The sequence below is a fragment of the Alkalihalophilus pseudofirmus genome (assembly GCF_029094545.1).
GTDB lineage: Bacteria > Bacillota > Bacilli > Bacillales > Bacillaceae_D > Alkalihalophilus > Alkalihalophilus pseudofirmus.
The window spans coordinates 2,715,216-2,732,436 of record NZ_CP117835.1; the positions used below are offsets into that span (position 1 = coordinate 2,715,216).

Genomic DNA, 17,221 nt, shown 5'->3' on the forward strand with positions numbered 1-17,221 from the left:
AAAAACCAGGTTATCACCTGGTTAAATACCCATTTTATAATCATATTCTTTAGCCTTATCCGGCTTAGCATTTTGAAATTCAGTCTTGATGAAAGGTCTCATCGAAGGTTGAACATCACGCACGTAATGAAAGGATTGCAGCTTTTTTGTAATTTCCTCTACTTTATCCTGGTCACAATAGAAAATAACATACTTCATCTTCTTAGAAACATATTGTACGTTTCCAAAACGCCTAAGCTGCCTTGCAAACTTAAGAGAAGTCAGCCATACAGCTATCCCTTGACGGTTCCCCATAATTTCGTTCTCCTTTTTCATCTACTTACTTTAGTCTAGCATGCATTAACACCGAGAGCAACTTCATCTGCCGGCTGAAAGTATGGATGATATTCAAAAATTACGATACACTTATTATATAATGAACATAGCGAGCACCCTACTTTAAAGGATGAAGTGTATGAATTTAGACGTCATTTGGGAGAAGTTTATGACTATGACTTCTACAGAACCTGCGATTGAGAGTATTAGCAAGAAAATTTTTAGCGGCTTTCCGTTTCTATATATTCACTCTTATATCACAAAAGAGGATATAGAACGACTATTGTTCTATAATGCAGCGACCGTAATGAAAGGTAAACGATTACAGGCTGATATTATTTTTGTCAGAGAACAAGACCAAACTTTTGTTTACAGAATGAGATTTTACGTACCAAATGAGAAGCTTGTTTGCTGCGGCAGAGGCTGCAAAGATTGTATCAGATTTCGTGAGGCCACATAAAAAAAACAGGCGCTTATTGCGCCTGTTTCCTATCCACAACTGCATCCTCCGCCAGACCCACATCCACCACTGCAAGACATTTGATCAAAATACGGGTTTCCTGTAGGAACTTTTATTGATTTTGAAATAGAATGAGCAATCAGCTCACTTACTTCATTTAACAGCATCTCTAGTTCACGCTCTGCTGCTTTAAATTCCTTTACTGACTCCATTACATCTACCTTTCGTTTCAACTGTCGTATTTCTGTTGAAACCGTATCATAGTCAGGATGATAACGTCCGAAGCGCTGTACCTCTTCATGCCGCTCTTTCATTTCTGTGAACTCAACGATAAGCTTTTGGGCTGGCTGGTCGTTCTCAAGTGCCTTTTTGGCATGTATATATTGAATAAACACATCGGACTGTCCGATTGATTTAGCTAGTTCTTCTGATTGATCCATCAATTCAATGGTTGACATCGTAAGAAGCATAACGACACCTCCTAACTGCCATTATACCATGTCTTGCACGTAAACACATCCTGCACACTACTTTCCTTATGTGGAATAGTACTCTATTTGGGCATTTGCTACCTTCCGAACAGAGCGAAAAGCTTGCAGATCCTCCATTAATTTAATTAATGCAACATCCTTTTCTTTTGCTTCAATCATAATATCAACTTGACTCGTCGTTCCGCTTATCTCTCTTAAAAACCGTTCTAGGCGGCCTGCATCAATATAATCAGCATGAGACCTGTCAAGCGGACCATCTTTTGGACTGGAGACATGCATCTTAATCGGATGAGGACTGTTTTCCCAAGTAGCTACCACTCTGTTCCATAATGCGTGCAGGTCCGTATCTCTTTGATAGACATCAAAATGGTGTAAATCAAATACCACAGGAATTCCTACTTTTTCTCCTAAATAAAGAGCATCTTCAACCGCGTAGTTTTTATCATCATTTTCAAGTATCAACATATTAACTAGAGCATGAGGAACATCTTGGATATTTGTAATAAATTGTTCTAATCCCCCTTCAATCCCTTGCTTTTTTCCACCAATATGAAGAACACAACGATGAGTTGGATCAATATTCATCCCTTTTAATAATTTATAATGATACAACAGGGTTTTGACCGATTGCTGTAATATTTCTTTCGATGGAGAGTTTAAGACGACAAAATGATCTGGATGGAAACCTGTCCTAATTTCAAACTTATTAATATACTCCCCCAATTCTTTTAAATAGGGTGCTAAAACACGTTCATATTTCCAATCTTCTGTAAGCGGATGATTTACAAGGGGAACTAAGCGTGAGCTTAACCTAAAAAAATGAATTTCCTCTGCTTTGTTATGTTTCATTAACCGAATACAATTTTCAATATTACTTTTAGCTATACGTTCAAGTTTCTTTATCGCAGCTTCTTTGTCATCAATTTCCATAAACTGTTTAACAGTCATAGTTTGTGAAGGTGATGCGTTAGATAATTGTTTGCTCATCGCCACGTAACCAAAGCGTATCTTCATGGGGCAACCTTGATGTGTCATTGACAACCCCCTCCCTTCCAACTATAATTCTTTCGTCTGCAAATTACGTCCTTAAAAGAAAAGGTGAATTTAGAATGAAATTTGTCACGTTTAACCCGTTTCGCACGATAGGCATTCCAGGAATACAGTATGTGAAGCCTGAACATCTGTTTTCTGAAAGAGAAAAAATTGATCAAGCTGATGTGTGCTTATTCCCTGAAAACTGGCAGGTAAATGCTCTTGTATACGGCATGAAAAAACCTATTTTCCCAAGTATTCAATCTATTCAACTAGGCTTTAATAAAGTAGAAGTAACTCGTGCTCTTTGGAGTGTGTGTCCCGGGCATGTTCCTTATACACAAATACTAGGACATAGTGAGGACAGCATCCAGAAAATCCTTCAAAACTTCCCTTTCCCGTTTGTTGCAAAAGAAATAAGAAATTCAATGGGAAATGGGGTATTTCTGATTCATAATGAAGAAGAACTAAGAGAATACGCTGAAAACAACCCTACAATGTACATTCAAGAATACTTAGAAATAGACAGAGATCTGCGAGTTTGTTTTGTGGGTGATGAAGTCATTGCGAGCTATTGGCGCATAAATGAATCAAACAGTTTTCATAACAATGTAGCCAAAGGCGGAAAAATCTCCTTTGAAAATATTCCACAAGAGGCCATTGAATTGGTTACAGAGACCGCACGTGCACTAGGGATCGATCACGCTGGGTTTGATTTAGTATTTGCAAATGATCAATTTTACTTTCTAGAATTCAATACACTATTTGGAAATCAAGGTTTTCAACAGCTTGGTATTTCGATTGAACAAAAGATTTACACGTATCTTCAAACGAAACACTCTACAATGTAATCGTCACTGAGTCTTCACTACCATAAGGGGTACGATCATTTTTCACTAACACCACTCTAATCGTATGCTCACCCCGAGGCAATCCTTCTATGACAAAGCTGTTAGTAAATAACGTAGCAGCGTGCTCATCATTAATATAAAGCCGGTAATGCCCTTCAGCGTCTTGGTGGAGGGCTCCTTCTTTTTCTTCAGTTACGACCACCCCTCTAATCACACAATCAATGAAGACATCATTTTCTCTCAATGAATAGGACAATGAAATATGCGGCTCACTTGTACCCGAAATAACTTCGATAGGTAGGGAACGATAGAGCGGTTTAATAGAAATTGATTCTAGATCAATCTGCCCTGCCACACCATTAGCTGGATAGATCACTAAGAAAAAATAAATCATTATAACGACTCTAGCCAAAAGCTTCATACACAGCTCTCCATTCACAAATCATCTATCATAAGCATGTGTCATCAAGGCTTACTTTATGTACACCGATATATAAACAAAAAACAAAAAGACCACTTATTGAAGCGGTCCTTGTGCTGCTTGTGCCACTGTTTGCTGGCCCATTTTCAACATTTCAATCATCATCATTGCTAGACCTAAGTGATTTTGCATCTTTTCTACACGTTGCGGTATCGTTTTGCCGTAAAAGAAGTTTGCCTCTTTTTCAAGCGCTGGAATTAAACTCGGATCTCTTCCTAACTTCCTGTACCATATCGGATTCTGCCGGATGAATTGCCGTAATTCAGGTCTTTCATTTAACAGCTGCTGGATTTCTGCTCTCAATTGACTTTCCCCCTTTTTTTAATCTCGTCTAAATGAAAAAGGCTGATCTTGGGTAGGTCTTGATTGAGAATTTGTAGGCTGTTGGAATGTCTGCATCACATTTTGTACATTGGAGAGGACTGAGCTAAATTGTGCTAGATGATTCTGTAAATCTTGCACATTAAAGCGTCTCATCATATTCATTAATTGGCCAAGAGTATCTGTTGCATTTTGCTGTTCCGATTGTTGTGTAGAATCAGAATTTGGTTGGGCAGTTGATTGTTGATTCATCTCTTGACTCGATTGCTGAAATGTTTCAGCTTGTTGATCCATGGTTTTGTACGGAATCCATTGTTCGTGATCAGCACCTAAAACTGACCATTCCTCATAAAATTGCTGTAAACTTTTTTGATTGGAACGGATTTCCATACTTATTTTAGGATGTTCTTTTACAAAATGCTTAAACTGTTCAACAGAAGGATGCATGCCCTCATGTTGTGCCATCTTCATCCTCCTCCTTCATTCTGCTACTTGGTTTTCCTGCCTATTTTAATCGAGTAAAAACATACCCTTCTCTTCTATCCTATACATCTGCCCAGTCCAATGTGCAGCTTAATATGATTGCAGGAAGCTTTTTCTTTTTGCTACAATATCAATAGGCAGTTAAAACAAGTGGAGGCTCTAAATGATGACAACATTAAAGCAAGAATTAAATGATACGTTTCAAGAATTAATTAGCACAGCGAATGATGAAGAATTACATGTTCTTTCTTCTATGTTAAGAGGCCTCAATGATAAAAAAGAACAGAAGTACGCAACTTATTTATCAGCTCTAACTCAGATACAAACACGCTTTTTAGATAATGGTGATTATGAAGTGGTTTTACCAATTCAGCCTCTGATTAATAATCCACTACAAATGGTGCACGGGGGAATAACCGCTACACTGCTTGATACAGCTATGGGATCGATGATTAACCGTATTTTACCTGAAGATAAAGCAGCGGTGACCGCTGAAATGAATGTTCATTACATAAAACCAGGTGTTGGCAGCAACCTTAAATGCGTAGCTCATTTGGCGCACAAGGGTAACAGCTTATGTGTTACGGAAGCGAAAGTATACGATGATCGAGAGAAATTAGTTGCAATGGCAACTGGAACATTCGCTGTTATTAATCGCCCGCATGTAAAATAAACAAGCAGGTCAGGGTACTTACCCGACCTGCTTGTTTGCTTTTTAGAATCCCCACCCAGTCATAAAGTTTTGCGTGTAAAAATCTTTGTACACCCCAACTCCTAATTCTTCAAATTCTTCGTGTAACACATTTACTCTATGCCCTTCACTATTTAACCAGCCTTCTGTAGCCGCGAGCCCATCTACATATTGTGCAGCAATATTTTCCCCTGCGAGTCTGTAATTTAACTCACCACGATCAAATCGATCAGATAACTCGCCATATATAGGGGAGGTGTGTGAAAAATATTGCTCTTCTTGCATGTCCCTGCTATGAAGATAGGCTACGTCTGAGACTTCACCGTTCCAGGTAAACGGTTCTAAACCGTGACGTTCTCTCAACACATTGGTGAAGCTAAAAATATGCCTGGCTTGTCCTGCTTCAATCTCCTCCCATTCAGCTTCCTTTACATTCTCTTCCTCAGGAAGGGCTCCTCGATACGAAACAGAATAAGGTCTTTGTTTTAACAATACCTCATCTGTCAGATAACGGATACTTGATAATTCATTTGTATGAATATCGAAATATAGCTGCATCCATCCATCATCCACTTCTACGATTGGCCGCATATTACGGTCTTCTGGGGTCAATTCGAATTGGTAATGGTTACCTCCCGCTCGTAATTCAACTTGTTGAGTAAACGTATAACGTTCGTCTAAGGTCTGATAGCTCTCTCCAAACATTGTTTCTTCTGAATTAAGTTCTGACCAGCTAGTAAATGTAGTAACTACCTGCTCTTGTTCTATCCCAATTAGATGATAATAATCTTCTTCTTCATAAACCCACCAATCATAGCCAAAAGCTGAAGGATCTATTCTTGAAGGTTCGCCAAACAATTCCTTAACCTCTTCTACCCCAGCCCCAAGCAGCGGCTCATCTGACTCAAAGTTTCCTGTAGTTGAAGTTGTTTTAGACTCGTTTTCGTTTTCCACTGGTGCAGTTTCTACGACTATTTCATCAGCAGCAGCTATTGCTTCTTCCTTGTCATCTTGCATAAACACAGATTGATCGTCGGCTTGAAACCATTCTTTAATTTCTGCTTCAAATTGGTATTCAAATACAGCCATACTTAGAAAAAGAGCTAACATGATCCCAATAAACACCTTTTGCTTCATAGGCTTCTCCTCCTGCTTTTCCCTCATCTATATCTATTCTTATTCCTTTTGCACATTTCCTTCAGCTAGTTATGTAGTCTGCTGTCAATCCTTTAAACGATTCTGTCGAATTTTAACGCCATTATATCATCAATCTGTTAGAACTTCGCTCGATATACATAAAACATTCACCATTATCCGTTGCAACAAACGCCTTTTCATACTATTATTAGGAGGGTATAGTAATGAAGCAGACGAAATAAGGAGGGTTCCTGGTGAAATTTGAGCAAATTAACTTAGCAGATAAAGAAGTGAAATTTGAAACATTAAGACATGCTGCAGAATCAATTGGTTTAGTACATGCAGGTCAATGGGATTATGAGCGCGTTACATTTGATTACAAAATTGTTAATCAAGGAGATACATACTACCTACGTGTTCCTGCTTATGCTATTAAAGGTGACATTCCTCACGACGATGCAATCGTCAAATTAATGACGCCTATTTTAGGTAAGCACTATTATCCGCATGGGGTTGAATACGATGGTGAAACGTTCCCTAAATCAATCATTGACAAATGTGCAAAAAAACTAGAACTACTTAACACAAACCTAGAAGCAAAATAAGAAAAAGCCAAGCAACCTGCTTGGCTTTTTCTTATTTATTGGTTACGATCCTATGATTTAACATGTCTGATCGTTACGATACGAAAAGAGTCAGCTCCACCCTTAGTCAACTCAAACCGTACGTCACGTTCAACTTCATTCGCTTGACCATGCTCTATCACTTCAACTCGTTCTGTTGCATCCACATATAAATCACCCTCAGGGTCTTCAAACACCTGATGAACTTGAAAGTCTAACAATTCCTTCGTGTTTCCCTCACTATGTGAATCAGAGACATAACGTCTTAAAGAATGATAAAAGCTGTTATTAGTAATCAGAAAAGGTTCTAATTCGTTGAAATTACCCGTGTTATAAGCCTCTACCATGGTTTCTTTATATTCTGTCACAAACTCACGAACAAGATCTTCACGTTCATCTGTTACTAGTGTTAAATTCGTATCATCCGAACCACATGCTGCTAATATACTTAGAATTAAAAAGACCATACTTGTCCGTATCCAGTACTTATTCATTACATACCTCACCTTTTTCACCATCTTTACAAATTGCTTTACTTATAGTAAGCACACAACTAGTAAGCACACAACCCATTATATCACACCAAAAAATGAATTCTTTTTCATCCTAGAGCGGATTTGTGAACAAAGTAAATAAAATAAACGCATATACTTGTTCAAGTTTTCAACTTCATACTATAATGAAGATAAGCTTTTATGTAGTAGAGAGGGGTTTCGAATTGGCAGCTTTCTTCACGAGACGTACGATTTGGATTATTATTTCTATTCTTTTATTTTTAGTCGCTGCATACTTTATTTTACCAGTGTCACTTCCATTAGTTGCCGCATTATTAACAGCTCTAATCCTAACACCTGCTGTTAATGCACTACAAAGGAAGACCAAGATAAAGCGAAATGTTGCGGTTATGCTTGTATTTACCGTTTTTGTTGTGTTTATCGGCCTAAGTGGTTACTATATTGCAACGAAAGCGATCACACAAGGTACACAAATTGTTGAAAATAGTCCGCAATATATTAGCGATATAAACAGAGCTTGGTTAAACTTCCAACGGAATTTAGAAGAAAAATATGAGAATCTCCCTCCTGAATTGGTGCAAGAGATTAATATTACAGTGACCAATACATTAAGTGACCTGCGTTCAAATATTAGTGACCGTAATCTTATTCAAGATATTACCTCATTAATATCAAGTATACCGGGTTATCTTGTTACATTTCTTGTTTATCTGATTGCGTTATTTTTATTTATGCTTGAACTGCCTAGACTGAGAGAAAAGCTGTATAGTTACCTCTCTGAGAGAACAAAAGAGAAAGTAAACTTTATGACATCACGTCTTTCTTACGTGATCTGGGGTTTTTTCAAAGCACAATTTTTAGTTAGTATTATTATCTTTATTGTAACGTTGATCGGCCTGCTCTTCATTGCTCCTGAAGTAGCTTTATTAATGGCATTTATAATTTGGCTGATTGACTTTGTCCCTATTATAGGATCAATCGTCATTTTAGCACCATGGGCCATTTTTCAATTAATTGTCGGTGATGTGAATACAGGTTCTAAGCTGCTTATCCTGGCTGCTGTCTTATTGATTATTCGGAGAACAGTAGAACCAAAAGTAATGGGAAAACATATCGGTTTATCTCCACTTGCTACACTTATTGCGATGTACCTTGGGTTAATGTTATTTGGAGTAATCGGCTTTATTATTGGCCCCCTCCTTGTTATCGCCTTTACATCAGCTAAAGAAGCAGGAATTATTAAATTGAACTTTAAATTATAATCGGTTCGATTCAATTGCATCCTACAAGAAAAAGCATCATGCTCTGCATGATGCTTTTTATCGCTTTAATAATAAGGTGATATCATTACATACACTAACACACCAGTTAAACTTACATAAAGCCAGATCGGCATCGTCCAGCGTGCAATTTTACGGTGACGCTCATTTTCCATATTCCATGCTCTAGCTACTGAAGTTAGAGCTAATGGGACAATAATTGCTGCTAGTACGATATGAGTTATTAAGATGAAGTAATAGATCCCAGCCATGATGCCTGATCCCCCGTACGGTGTCGATGCAGATAAGAAATGATGCGCGACATACGTAACCAGAAATAAAGTAGTTGTAATAAAGGCTGCATAAATAAAACGTCGATGAACAACTACATTCTTCTTTAAAATAGCAATCAATGCTGCTAGTAAGAATAAGAATGTGAAACTATTAAAAATAGCATTCATAAGCGGCAGAACCTTTACATCAAAAGCATTAAAGTTCTCATAGCCTGGCATCCCTGATAATAATACAACTAAACCGTTGATGACGATCGTTACAATAATAATAAAAGGTTTATAATTTCGTTTCTTAAACGAAGGGTTGTCTGCTGCGTATTGGTGATTACTCACAAATCACAACTCCTTTCACTGCTGTATCAATTCTTTTGACTCGTACATATGAGTAGTACACATATATTATACAATAGAAAGATTATCTTTACTTAAATTTGATTGTCACAATCTCATGAACAAAAAAGCTCTCATTCATTATGAATGAGAGCTTTGAAGTATAACCTTAGATTTTATTGACTCCAAGCAGCAGCATTAAAGCAGCAATTGTTGGAACGGTAATGAAAATACCAGAAATCATGAACGCATTTGCCCAGCCATGGTCTTTATCCTTCATATGCATAAAGAAGAACAATTGAAGAGCAAATTGAATCACGGCAAGGATGAAAATAAATGGAATAGCAAATGAACGTGGAACCACATCCGTTGCGACAGCCATAAATGACATCAATGTTAAGAAAATCATAAGAGCAAATACGACAATTTGCTTACGAATTTCTTTTTTAATGTGACGTCTTTCTTCCTCAGTCATTGCACTTTTATCAAATGATTGACTTAAATTATCTGCCATGTGATCAACCTCCTACTCCCATAAGATAGACAACTGTGAAGATGAATACCCACACAACGTCGATAAAGTGCCAGTATAGACCAGCCACATAGAACTTAGGAGCATTTGTCAACGTAATTCCACTCTTTCTGTAACGGATTAAGAGGACAATAATCCAGCTTAAACCAAAGGCAACGTGGGCACCATGCAGTCCAACTAAGGAATAGAATGCCGATGCAAATGCACTAGTTGAGAATCCAAATTGATAATCAACCACATAATGATGGAACTCATAAATTTCAAAGCCTAAGAATGCAAGACCTAATACAACTGTAATCCACATCCAAATCATCATGGCTTTGAAATTATTTTTCTTCATCGCAAACATTGCTAACACACTTGTTAAACTACTTGTTAAAAGCAGCATTGTCATAATAAAGACAAGATCTAGAGCAACGAGGTCAGCTGAAGTAGGACCATCAGCTGTACCACCGCGAAGACCCAAGAATGTACCAAAGAATGTTGCAAAAAGGATGGTTTCACCACCAAGGAAGAACCAGAAACCAAGGAATTTATTTTTCCCTTCAAGTGTAGCCCTCTCCGGATGAGAAGGAAGACCTTTTGACGTATCAACTGCACCTGCCATTTCCTAGTTCCCTCCTTTCTTTAATTCCGCTAAATCAGCTTTCACTTGTTCAGCTGGAATATGGTAACCATGATCTTCTTTGATCGAACGAACAAACATACAACCGAATGTAAGAGCAAGACCGCCAATTGCTACGATCCATGGATTAATAATAGGATTATCCATGTTTAACATGATTAAACCAAAGCCTGCAAAGAACAAGCCGATGGACATAATGAAAGGCAGGATTGAACCGTTAGGCATGTGAATGTCTGTTACAGGTTCAGCCGGTTTCATTGTGCCGTCACCATGAATTTTTTCATAGAACAATGGATCAAGAGAACGTACTTGCGGCGTTTGCGCAAAGTTGTACTCAGGAACCGGAGTTGGTGTTGCCCACTCAAGAGTACGAGCATCCCATGGATCTGCTACCGTTACACGCTCACCCTTGAATGCAGAGTAGATAACGTTGATAACAAGTAAGATAACACCAGCAGACATGAAGAATGTACCGATTGTACTGATGAAGTTAAATGCATCAAGACCTTGGTCGCCAAGATATGTGTAAACACGACGAGGCATACCCATTAGACCTAATAAATGTTGTACAAAGAATGTTAAATGGAAACCAATGTAGAATACCCAGAAGAATAGTTTACCTAGTGTTTCATTTAACATATGACCAAACATTTTCGGGTACCAATAGAATAGACCCGCGAATAATGAAAGAACGATACCACCAACGATAATGTAGTGGAAGTGAGCTACTACAAAGTACGTATCATGATATAGGTAATCAACAGGTGCCATAGCAAGCATTACCCCTGTTACCCCACCAAGTACGAATGTCGGTACGAAAGAAGATGCAAATAACATCGCTGTGTTAAATGTGATCTTACCGCCCCACATTGTAAATAGCCAGTTAAAGATCTTGATACCGGTTGGTACCGCAATCGTCATTGTTGCTACCGCGAAAATAGAGTTAGCAACAGGACCCATACCTACTGTAAACATGTGGTGAGCCCAAACCATGAATCCTAAGAATGCAATGATCATTGTAGCGAATACCATCGCTGTATAACCAAATAGACGCTTTCTTGAGAAAGCTGGAATAACTTCAGAAATAATCCCGAATGCCGGCAATACTAAGATATATACCTCAGGGTGACCGAAAATCCAGAAAATATGCTGCCATAATACTACGTTACCACCCATGCTCGGAATGAAGTATTGAGCTTCAAATAAACGATCTAACATTAGTAGTGCAAGACCAGCAGCAAGTGGTGTAAACGCGAATAAAATTAATGTAGACGAAATGAATGACGTCCATACGAATAATGGCAGACGCATCATTGTCATACCTGGTGCACGCATATTAACGATTGTAACAAGGAAGTTAATCGCTGAAATAAGCGTACCAATACCAGAAACCTGTAAACCTAGTACATAGAAATCAATTCCAAGTCCGCCGTAATCACGACTAGATAGCGGCACATAAGCTGTCCAACCAGCGTCAGGACCGCCGCCAAAGAACCAGCTTAAGCTAAGAAGTAATCCACCGAAAAAGAAGATCCAGAACCCGAGAGCGTTGACAAATGGAAATGCAACGTCACGAGCACCGATTTGTAGTGGAATAACATAGTTCATAAATGCAAACAATAATGGTGTAGCTGCTAAGAATAGCATAATCGTACCATGCATCGTAATGAATTCATTAAATGTTTGACCACTTAAGAAGTTCATTTCTGGATACATAAGCTGAATACGCATGAATAGCGCCATTACACCAGCTTTTACAAAGAAAAGTGTTCCTGCAATTAAATACATAATCGCAATCTTTTTATGGTCAACTGTTGTTAACCAATCCCAGATAACACTTTTTTCTTGTTTCTGTGTAGCCAATGGGTTAACCTCCTTCTAAATCAAGTTCGCTAGTCTTATTCCATTACTTTTAATGAACGAAGGTATGCAATTAGTGCTTCCATATCTTCCTCGCTCATATCTGGGTATGCTGGCATAACATTACCTTGTTTTAGAGATTGAGGATCACGAATCCATGCCTCTAGGTTCTCATCGTTATTCTCAAGATAACCAGCAATTACTTCACGCTCTCCAAAGTTAGTGAAAGCCGGACCTGCTGCAGTTCCAGTTCCACCTACCGCGTGACATCCAATACATGAGTTTTCTTCAAATACTTGACGACCTTGGTTAGCAAGAGTTTCGGTAGGCTCTTCTACCTCAGCTGACATACCTTCTACCCAAGCATCGTATTCATCACGCTCAAGAGCGATCAGTTTAAAGTCCATTAAGGCATGTGAAGGACCACAAAGCTCAGCACATTTACCTTTAAAAACGCCGGGCTCATCTGCTTCTAACCACATGTGGTTGGTGATACCAGGAACGGTATCAATTTTACCACCTAGAGCAGGTACCCAGAATGAGTGAAGAACATCTTGCGCGTGAAGCTCAAAGATTACTTTCTCTCCTACTGGAATGTAAACATCTTGCCCAGCAGTAAATCCTTCGTTTTCGTAATCAAACTGCCACCAGAACTGATGACCTGTTACTTTGATGTAGACAGTGTTATCCCCTACTTCAGGGTCTGGATCCTTATCCGCAAACATAAACGTACCGGTAATTGTAGGTACCGCTAAGATTACAAGCAGGATAATCGGAATCACTGTCCACGTAATTTCGAGTGCCGTATTCCCGTGAACTTGTTTAGGAATCTCGTCGTCACCAGGCTTGCGACGATATTTTGCAAGAATGATGAAAAAGATTGCAAATACGACAATACTCACAAGGGCCATGACAATTATTGAAAGAATCATATTATCATAAATCCATTGTGCTTGAGGACCCTTAGGATCAAGAGCCGTTAGGTTTTCCTCCCCCAGACACCCTGTCAAGAAAAGGGTTAAAAATGAAAGAGGTAGAAAACGCGATGCTGTTTTCCAAAGTTTCATCTGACAATCCAACCTCACTTTCGTCAAGTAGTCATGACTACATAAAAATATTTATCATCAAAAATTCATTTCTAATGAGTTAGGTTCTCTAACTTAGTTAGATATCTCTAATAAATTAGAAATGAACTATGACCATAAGAACAAATAGAATCGTTAAATAATTTAACGAATAAACAAACATTAATCTTGCCCACTTAATATCATCTTTCATCTTAAAACCAGCAATTCCAAGAGCAAGCCAACCTACTCCTAAAACAGCTGCGACGATTGTGTAGACAAGTCCAAAAGGGTAGAGCATTAAAGAAACTGGCAGAAGTGCAGCTACATAAACGACCATCTGACGTTTAGTCATTTCAAAACCTGCAACTACCGGCAGCATTGGAATTCCAGCTGCTCTGTATTCTTCTACACGCTTCATTGCTAATGCAAGGAAGTGTGGAGGCTGCCAAAGAAACATGATAAAAAATAGCAACCAAGCATACAAGTGTAAACCGCCATCGATCGCTGCCCAACCAATTAATGGAGGAACTGCTCCTGAAAAGCTTCCTACAATTGTATTTAATGTAGTAGTTCTCTTAGTCCACATAGTGTATAACACTACATAAATAAACAAACCAATTAACCCGATAACAGCTGCAGTCGGTGTTGTAAGCGCTAAAAAGATTATCCCTAAAGCAGCCTGTGCAAGTCCAACCAGCAGCACATGTTTAGCAGAAAAGCGTCCAGTTACAGTAGGCCTTTCTTTTGTTCGTTCCATAAGATGATCTATGTCACGATCAATATAGTTGTTTAATGTACAACCGCCTGCCATGACTAATGCTGCTCCTAAGAGCGCAAAAATCATTGTATCAAGATGCATCGTAAACACTGTACCGGTATAAACAATTGCCAAGTAAATCCCGGCAAAGGTTGTAATTAGATTAGAAGTAACGATCCCTTGCTTTGCAAGCACAAGATAGTCTTTCCATGATTTTTGCTGAACGTCAGCAACTGATGAATCAGGACCAGCTTCGATTACATTTGTCGGATCGATGGCTGTATTAGACTTATTCATCAATTCTTCACCCCCTTTGTAGAATGAACCATTCATACAGACATTTCTACAAAAAATAAATTAGGCGCCGTTTTCACACACACCTAATATCTGTCACAAACACATTATATCTCAAAATCTCAATTGTTTCAGCAAAATCATGAGTTTCACATTTTCTTCACATTTAGGATTCGACATAAAATATTCACGGTGAGGAAATTGACTTTTATTTGCTTTATTTTTAAGATCAAAAGGAGACAAATGTTTTTCTCTTTGCTTACTCTAGCATATATTTAGATAATTTTATAGAAGGAAAGGTGAAATTAGTGCACAAACGATTGAAGATTTATAGTGTCATCACCTCAATTGGGGTGTTAATCGTCCTCTTACAAGGTGCACTTGTTACTAAAACTGGTTCAGGTGAAGGTTGCGGAGCAACTTGGCCGCTTTGTTTTGGCGAAGTGATTCCGACAAACCCTGCCATTGAGACGATTATTGAATATAGTCATCGAATTGTATCAGGTTTAGTAGGTGCAATGATTATTATTCTTGCTATTTGGGCTTGGAAGCAACTAAAGCATATGAGAGAAGCGAAAGCATTATCAATCGCTGCTGTCATACTTATTATTTTTCAAGGTCTGCTAGGAGCAGGCGCCGTCGTATTTGGTCAATCAAAGGCGATTCTTGCCCTCCACTTTGGAATTTCTGCTATGTCTCTTGCTGCAGTCGTATTGCTAACCATTCTAGCATTTGAAGATGGCAGAGCGCATACAATGGCTCCTAAAGTAAGCAGAGGCTTTAAGTATTATGTATTCTTTGTTATTACTTATTGTTATGCAGTAATCTATTCAGGAGCATATGTAAAGCATTCAGAAGCTACATTAGCCTGCGCCGGTTTTCCATTATGTAACGGCCAGATTTTCCCTGGACTGTACGGTCCGATCGGGGCACATTACTTCCATAGAGTTGTGGGAACGATTCTCTTACTCTTTTTACTCATTCTTATGATTTGGACTTTATCTCGTTATCGACATTACAGAGTACTGACTTGGACAGCTGTGTTATCTTTCTTATTAGTTGTCGGCCAATTTATTAGCGGTATTTCGATTGTATTTACTCAAAATGCTTTATCTGTAGGTCTTATTCATGCATTAATTATCTCAATACTTTTCTCGGCCTTGTCTTACATGACTATGATTATTACAAGGCCTTCACATTAATTACAGTATTTAACTACAATAATTAACCACAAAAAAATGACAGCAGTCTATTGCTGTCATTTTTTATTTATACCCATATTTATCTATTTCATACACCCTCATTCCTCATTCCTCATCGTCACCTTTAAAAAACGATAAAGCTTTCTTCCTTTGCTTACTGTGGTCAACGATAGGCAGAGGATAATCCTCATCTAGCCTGCATTTATACTTGACTTGTTCTTCTTCACTCATTTTCCACGGCTCATGAATATATTGATCAGGCACATGATTAAGCTCAGGGATATAGGTCCGTATATAGGTACCATTCTCATCAAATCGTTTTGATTGAGTAACAGGATTAAAGATTCTAAAATAAGGTACAGCATCCGTCCCTACTGAGGCGGCCCATTGCCAGCCTCCGATATTAGAAGAAGGATCGTAATCAATCAGCATGCGTTCAAAATACCGCTCCCCCAACCGCCAATCAATTAACAAATCTTTGGTAAGAAACGAGGCAGTGATCATTCTAAGCCGATTATGCATCCAGCCTTCTTTCGACAATTGCCTCATCCCCGCATCTACTATCGGAAAGCCAGTTTCTCCACGTATCCATGAAGTTAAATCGTCTTGATTTTGACTCCACTTCAACTCTCGGTACCCCTCCATTATTTCACGGTCTTTACAATCTGGCTCGTAAAAATGAACCATACGATAAAAATCTCTCCATGCTAACTCTTTTAAAAATGTTTCGGCACTATAGGAATCTGCTTCAGCATTTAAAATATGATAATAAATAGTTCTACTAGACACGGCGCCAGTTTTTATATATGGTGAAAGCTGGCTGGTCCCGGTTATACTTGGAAAATCACGATTCGCCTTATAGCCTGAGAGCCTTTTTTTCGTAAACATTTGAAGTCTCTTTATTGCATGCTCCTCGCCTATGGCAGACCAATCATAGCTGCATTTCTTTATTAGGTTGTTAAATAAAGTTTCCGCCTCCCGGTCGGGTGCAGTACCTTTATGAACTGAACCTAACAACACATCTCTCTTAATAACAGCCGGGGTACGCTTCCTTTCTTTTGCCCAAGCCTTATAATATGGGGTAAATACTTTGTAAGGAGTGCCGTCTTTTTTTAATACTTGATCAGGCTCTGTTAAATAAGCATCCTCAAATGTATAGAAGGGTATCGATTGTTTAGTAAGGAAATGTTCTGCCGCTTCATCTCTTAGCCTTCCATCCCCTACACGATCATCGTTTGCATACACGGCATCTATTTCAGGAAAAGCTTGGAGCAATTTAGAAAGTGCGTCTTCAATTGTACCCGTAATAATGTAGAGATCTCCATCATTTGCTTTAAGGGTTCGTTTAAAATGCATGACGGTTTGAAAAAAGTAATCGTGATGAACCGGCTCAACTGATGCTGTTTGAGGAGCTAAATAGAAAAAGGCCAGCCACTTGCCACTCTGTTGTTCAATCGCCTCTATTGCATGATTTAATGCCGTATGATCATGCAGTCTAAAGTCTCTCCGAAACCAAACTGCTTTAAGTGTATCGTTATTCCCCAACACTTTCACCTCCAATTACACAATAGTTTACACATACAATGAACAAAACATATACAA

General features: G+C 38.5%; 21 protein-coding genes. 6 read left to right on the forward strand and 15 right to left on the reverse strand.

What is annotated here, in order from left to right; genetic code table 11:
- Nucleotides 1-21: 21 nt before the first annotated feature.
- A complete protein-coding gene (locus tag PQ478_RS14490; protein ID WP_012959515.1) occupies nucleotides 22-294 on the reverse strand; it encodes a YlbG family protein in 273 nt (90 codons plus the stop codon).
- A gap of 160 nt (nucleotides 295-454) precedes the next feature.
- On the opposite strand from PQ478_RS14490, the gene PQ478_RS14495 reads away from it, so the two are divergent.
- Complete coding sequence (locus PQ478_RS14495; protein WP_289234693.1) at nucleotides 455-775, forward strand: hypothetical protein; 321 nt, start codon at nucleotides 455-457, stop codon at nucleotides 773-775.
- 29 nt (nucleotides 776-804) lie between these two features.
- Here PQ478_RS14495 and PQ478_RS14500 read toward each other — a convergent pair whose 3' ends face one another.
- Together PQ478_RS14500 and uvsE are read right to left on the reverse strand one after the other, a co-directional pair.
- Nucleotides 805-1,245 carry a YlbF/YmcA family competence regulator gene (locus PQ478_RS14500; RefSeq protein ID WP_075682590.1) on the reverse strand — a complete coding sequence of 147 codons (441 nt, stop codon included), beginning with the start codon at nucleotides 1,243-1,245 and terminating at the stop codon, nucleotides 805-807.
- Between the two features lie 66 nt (nucleotides 1,246-1,311).
- Nucleotides 1,312-2,280: a UV DNA damage repair endonuclease UvsE gene (gene uvsE / locus PQ478_RS14505; protein ID WP_289236988.1), complete on the reverse strand. Its 969-nt coding sequence runs from the start codon at nucleotides 2,278-2,280 to the stop codon at nucleotides 1,312-1,314.
- A gap of 95 nt (nucleotides 2,281-2,375) precedes the next feature.
- On the opposite strand from uvsE, the gene PQ478_RS14510 reads away from it, so the two are divergent.
- Nucleotides 2,376-3,149 (forward strand): ATP-grasp domain-containing protein, encoded by a 774-nt coding sequence (locus PQ478_RS14510; protein ID WP_289234694.1) that lies wholly within the window; start codon nucleotides 2,376-2,378, stop codon nucleotides 3,147-3,149.
- Here PQ478_RS14510 and PQ478_RS14515 read toward each other — a convergent pair.
- The 3 genes from PQ478_RS14515 to PQ478_RS14525 all read right to left on the reverse strand — a co-directional run bounded on the left by PQ478_RS14515 (nucleotide 3,139) and on the right by PQ478_RS14525 (nucleotide 4,416).
- Nucleotides 3,139-3,570, reverse strand: a complete 432-nt coding sequence (locus PQ478_RS14515; protein ID WP_012959521.1) for a hypothetical protein — start codon at nucleotides 3,568-3,570, stop codon at nucleotides 3,139-3,141. The genes PQ478_RS14510 and PQ478_RS14515 overlap by 11 nt on opposite strands.
- Nucleotides 3,571-3,666: 96 nt before the next feature.
- Nucleotides 3,667-3,933: a YlbE-like family protein gene (locus tag PQ478_RS14520; RefSeq protein ID WP_012959522.1), complete on the reverse strand. Its 267-nt coding sequence runs from the start codon at nucleotides 3,931-3,933 to the stop codon at nucleotides 3,667-3,669.
- 18 nt (nucleotides 3,934-3,951) lie between these two features.
- On the reverse strand, nucleotides 3,952-4,416 hold the full coding sequence (locus PQ478_RS14525) for a YlbD family protein (protein WP_289234695.1): 465 nt from the start codon (nucleotides 4,414-4,416) through the stop codon (nucleotides 3,952-3,954).
- A gap of 181 nt (nucleotides 4,417-4,597) precedes the next feature.
- Between PQ478_RS14525 and PQ478_RS14530 the strand changes: the two genes are divergently transcribed.
- Nucleotides 4,598-5,107: a PaaI family thioesterase gene (locus tag PQ478_RS14530; RefSeq protein ID WP_289234696.1), complete on the forward strand. Its 510-nt coding sequence runs from the start codon at nucleotides 4,598-4,600 to the stop codon at nucleotides 5,105-5,107.
- A gap of 42 nt (nucleotides 5,108-5,149) precedes the next feature.
- Here PQ478_RS14530 and PQ478_RS14535 read toward each other — a convergent pair whose 3' ends face one another.
- The gene (locus PQ478_RS14535) at nucleotides 5,150-6,262 is read right to left on the reverse strand and encodes a CAP domain-containing protein (protein ID WP_289234697.1); all 1,113 of its coding nucleotides are present in this window, start codon (nucleotides 6,260-6,262) and stop codon (nucleotides 5,150-5,152) included.
- A 254-nt stretch (nucleotides 6,263-6,516) separates the two neighbouring features.
- On the opposite strand from PQ478_RS14535, the gene PQ478_RS14540 reads away from it, so the two are divergent.
- A complete protein-coding gene (locus PQ478_RS14540; protein ID WP_012959526.1) occupies nucleotides 6,517-6,867 on the forward strand; it encodes a YugN family protein in 351 nt (116 codons plus the stop codon).
- A gap of 50 nt (nucleotides 6,868-6,917) precedes the next feature.
- Here PQ478_RS14540 and PQ478_RS14545 read toward each other — a convergent pair whose 3' ends face one another.
- A complete protein-coding gene (locus PQ478_RS14545) occupies nucleotides 6,918-7,379 on the reverse strand; it encodes a TcaA NTF2-like domain-containing protein (RefSeq protein ID WP_289234698.1) in 462 nt (153 codons plus the stop codon).
- 224 nt (nucleotides 7,380-7,603) lie between these two features.
- Between PQ478_RS14545 and ytvI the strand changes: the two genes are divergently transcribed.
- Nucleotides 7,604-8,662 (forward strand): sporulation integral membrane protein YtvI, encoded by a 1,059-nt coding sequence (gene ytvI, locus PQ478_RS14550; RefSeq protein ID WP_289234699.1) that lies wholly within the window; start codon nucleotides 7,604-7,606, stop codon nucleotides 8,660-8,662.
- 65 nt (nucleotides 8,663-8,727) lie between these two features.
- On the opposite strand, the gene PQ478_RS14555 is transcribed toward ytvI, so the two are convergent.
- The 6 genes from PQ478_RS14555 to cyoE all read right to left on the reverse strand — a co-directional run bounded on the left by PQ478_RS14555 (nucleotide 8,728) and on the right by cyoE (nucleotide 14,420).
- Nucleotides 8,728-9,285, reverse strand: coding sequence for a DUF420 domain-containing protein (locus tag PQ478_RS14555; RefSeq protein WP_012959530.1), 558 nt, complete (start codon nucleotides 9,283-9,285; stop codon nucleotides 8,728-8,730).
- A 166-nt stretch (nucleotides 9,286-9,451) separates the two neighbouring features.
- The gene (locus PQ478_RS14560) at nucleotides 9,452-9,796 is read right to left on the reverse strand and encodes a cytochrome C oxidase subunit IV family protein (RefSeq protein WP_075682585.1); all 345 of its coding nucleotides are present in this window, start codon (nucleotides 9,794-9,796) and stop codon (nucleotides 9,452-9,454) included.
- Between the two features lie 4 nt (nucleotides 9,797-9,800).
- Nucleotides 9,801-10,421 (reverse strand): cytochrome (ubi)quinol oxidase subunit III, encoded by a 621-nt coding sequence (locus tag PQ478_RS14565; RefSeq protein ID WP_012959532.1) that lies wholly within the window; start codon nucleotides 10,419-10,421, stop codon nucleotides 9,801-9,803.
- A gap of 3 nt (nucleotides 10,422-10,424) precedes the next feature.
- Nucleotides 10,425-12,302 (reverse strand): cytochrome c oxidase subunit I, encoded by a 1,878-nt coding sequence (gene ctaD, locus PQ478_RS14570; protein ID WP_012959533.1) that lies wholly within the window; start codon nucleotides 12,300-12,302, stop codon nucleotides 10,425-10,427.
- A 35-nt stretch (nucleotides 12,303-12,337) separates the two neighbouring features.
- On the reverse strand, nucleotides 12,338-13,366 hold the full coding sequence (gene coxB, locus PQ478_RS14575; protein WP_012959534.1) for a cytochrome c oxidase subunit II: 1,029 nt from the start codon (nucleotides 13,364-13,366) through the stop codon (nucleotides 12,338-12,340).
- A gap of 115 nt (nucleotides 13,367-13,481) precedes the next feature.
- On the reverse strand, nucleotides 13,482-14,420 hold the full coding sequence (gene cyoE, locus PQ478_RS14580) for a heme o synthase (RefSeq protein WP_012959535.1): 939 nt from the start codon (nucleotides 14,418-14,420) through the stop codon (nucleotides 13,482-13,484).
- A 305-nt stretch (nucleotides 14,421-14,725) separates the two neighbouring features.
- Between cyoE and PQ478_RS14585 the strand changes: the two genes are divergently transcribed.
- Nucleotides 14,726-15,619, forward strand: coding sequence for a COX15/CtaA family protein (locus tag PQ478_RS14585; RefSeq protein ID WP_289236989.1), 894 nt, complete (start codon nucleotides 14,726-14,728; stop codon nucleotides 15,617-15,619).
- Nucleotides 15,620-15,724: 105 nt separating this feature from the next.
- On the opposite strand, the gene PQ478_RS14590 is transcribed toward PQ478_RS14585, so the two are convergent.
- Complete coding sequence (locus PQ478_RS14590) at nucleotides 15,725-17,164, reverse strand: cryptochrome/photolyase family protein (RefSeq protein WP_289234700.1); 1,440 nt, start codon at nucleotides 17,162-17,164, stop codon at nucleotides 15,725-15,727.
- Nucleotides 17,165-17,221 lie beyond the last annotated feature (57 nt).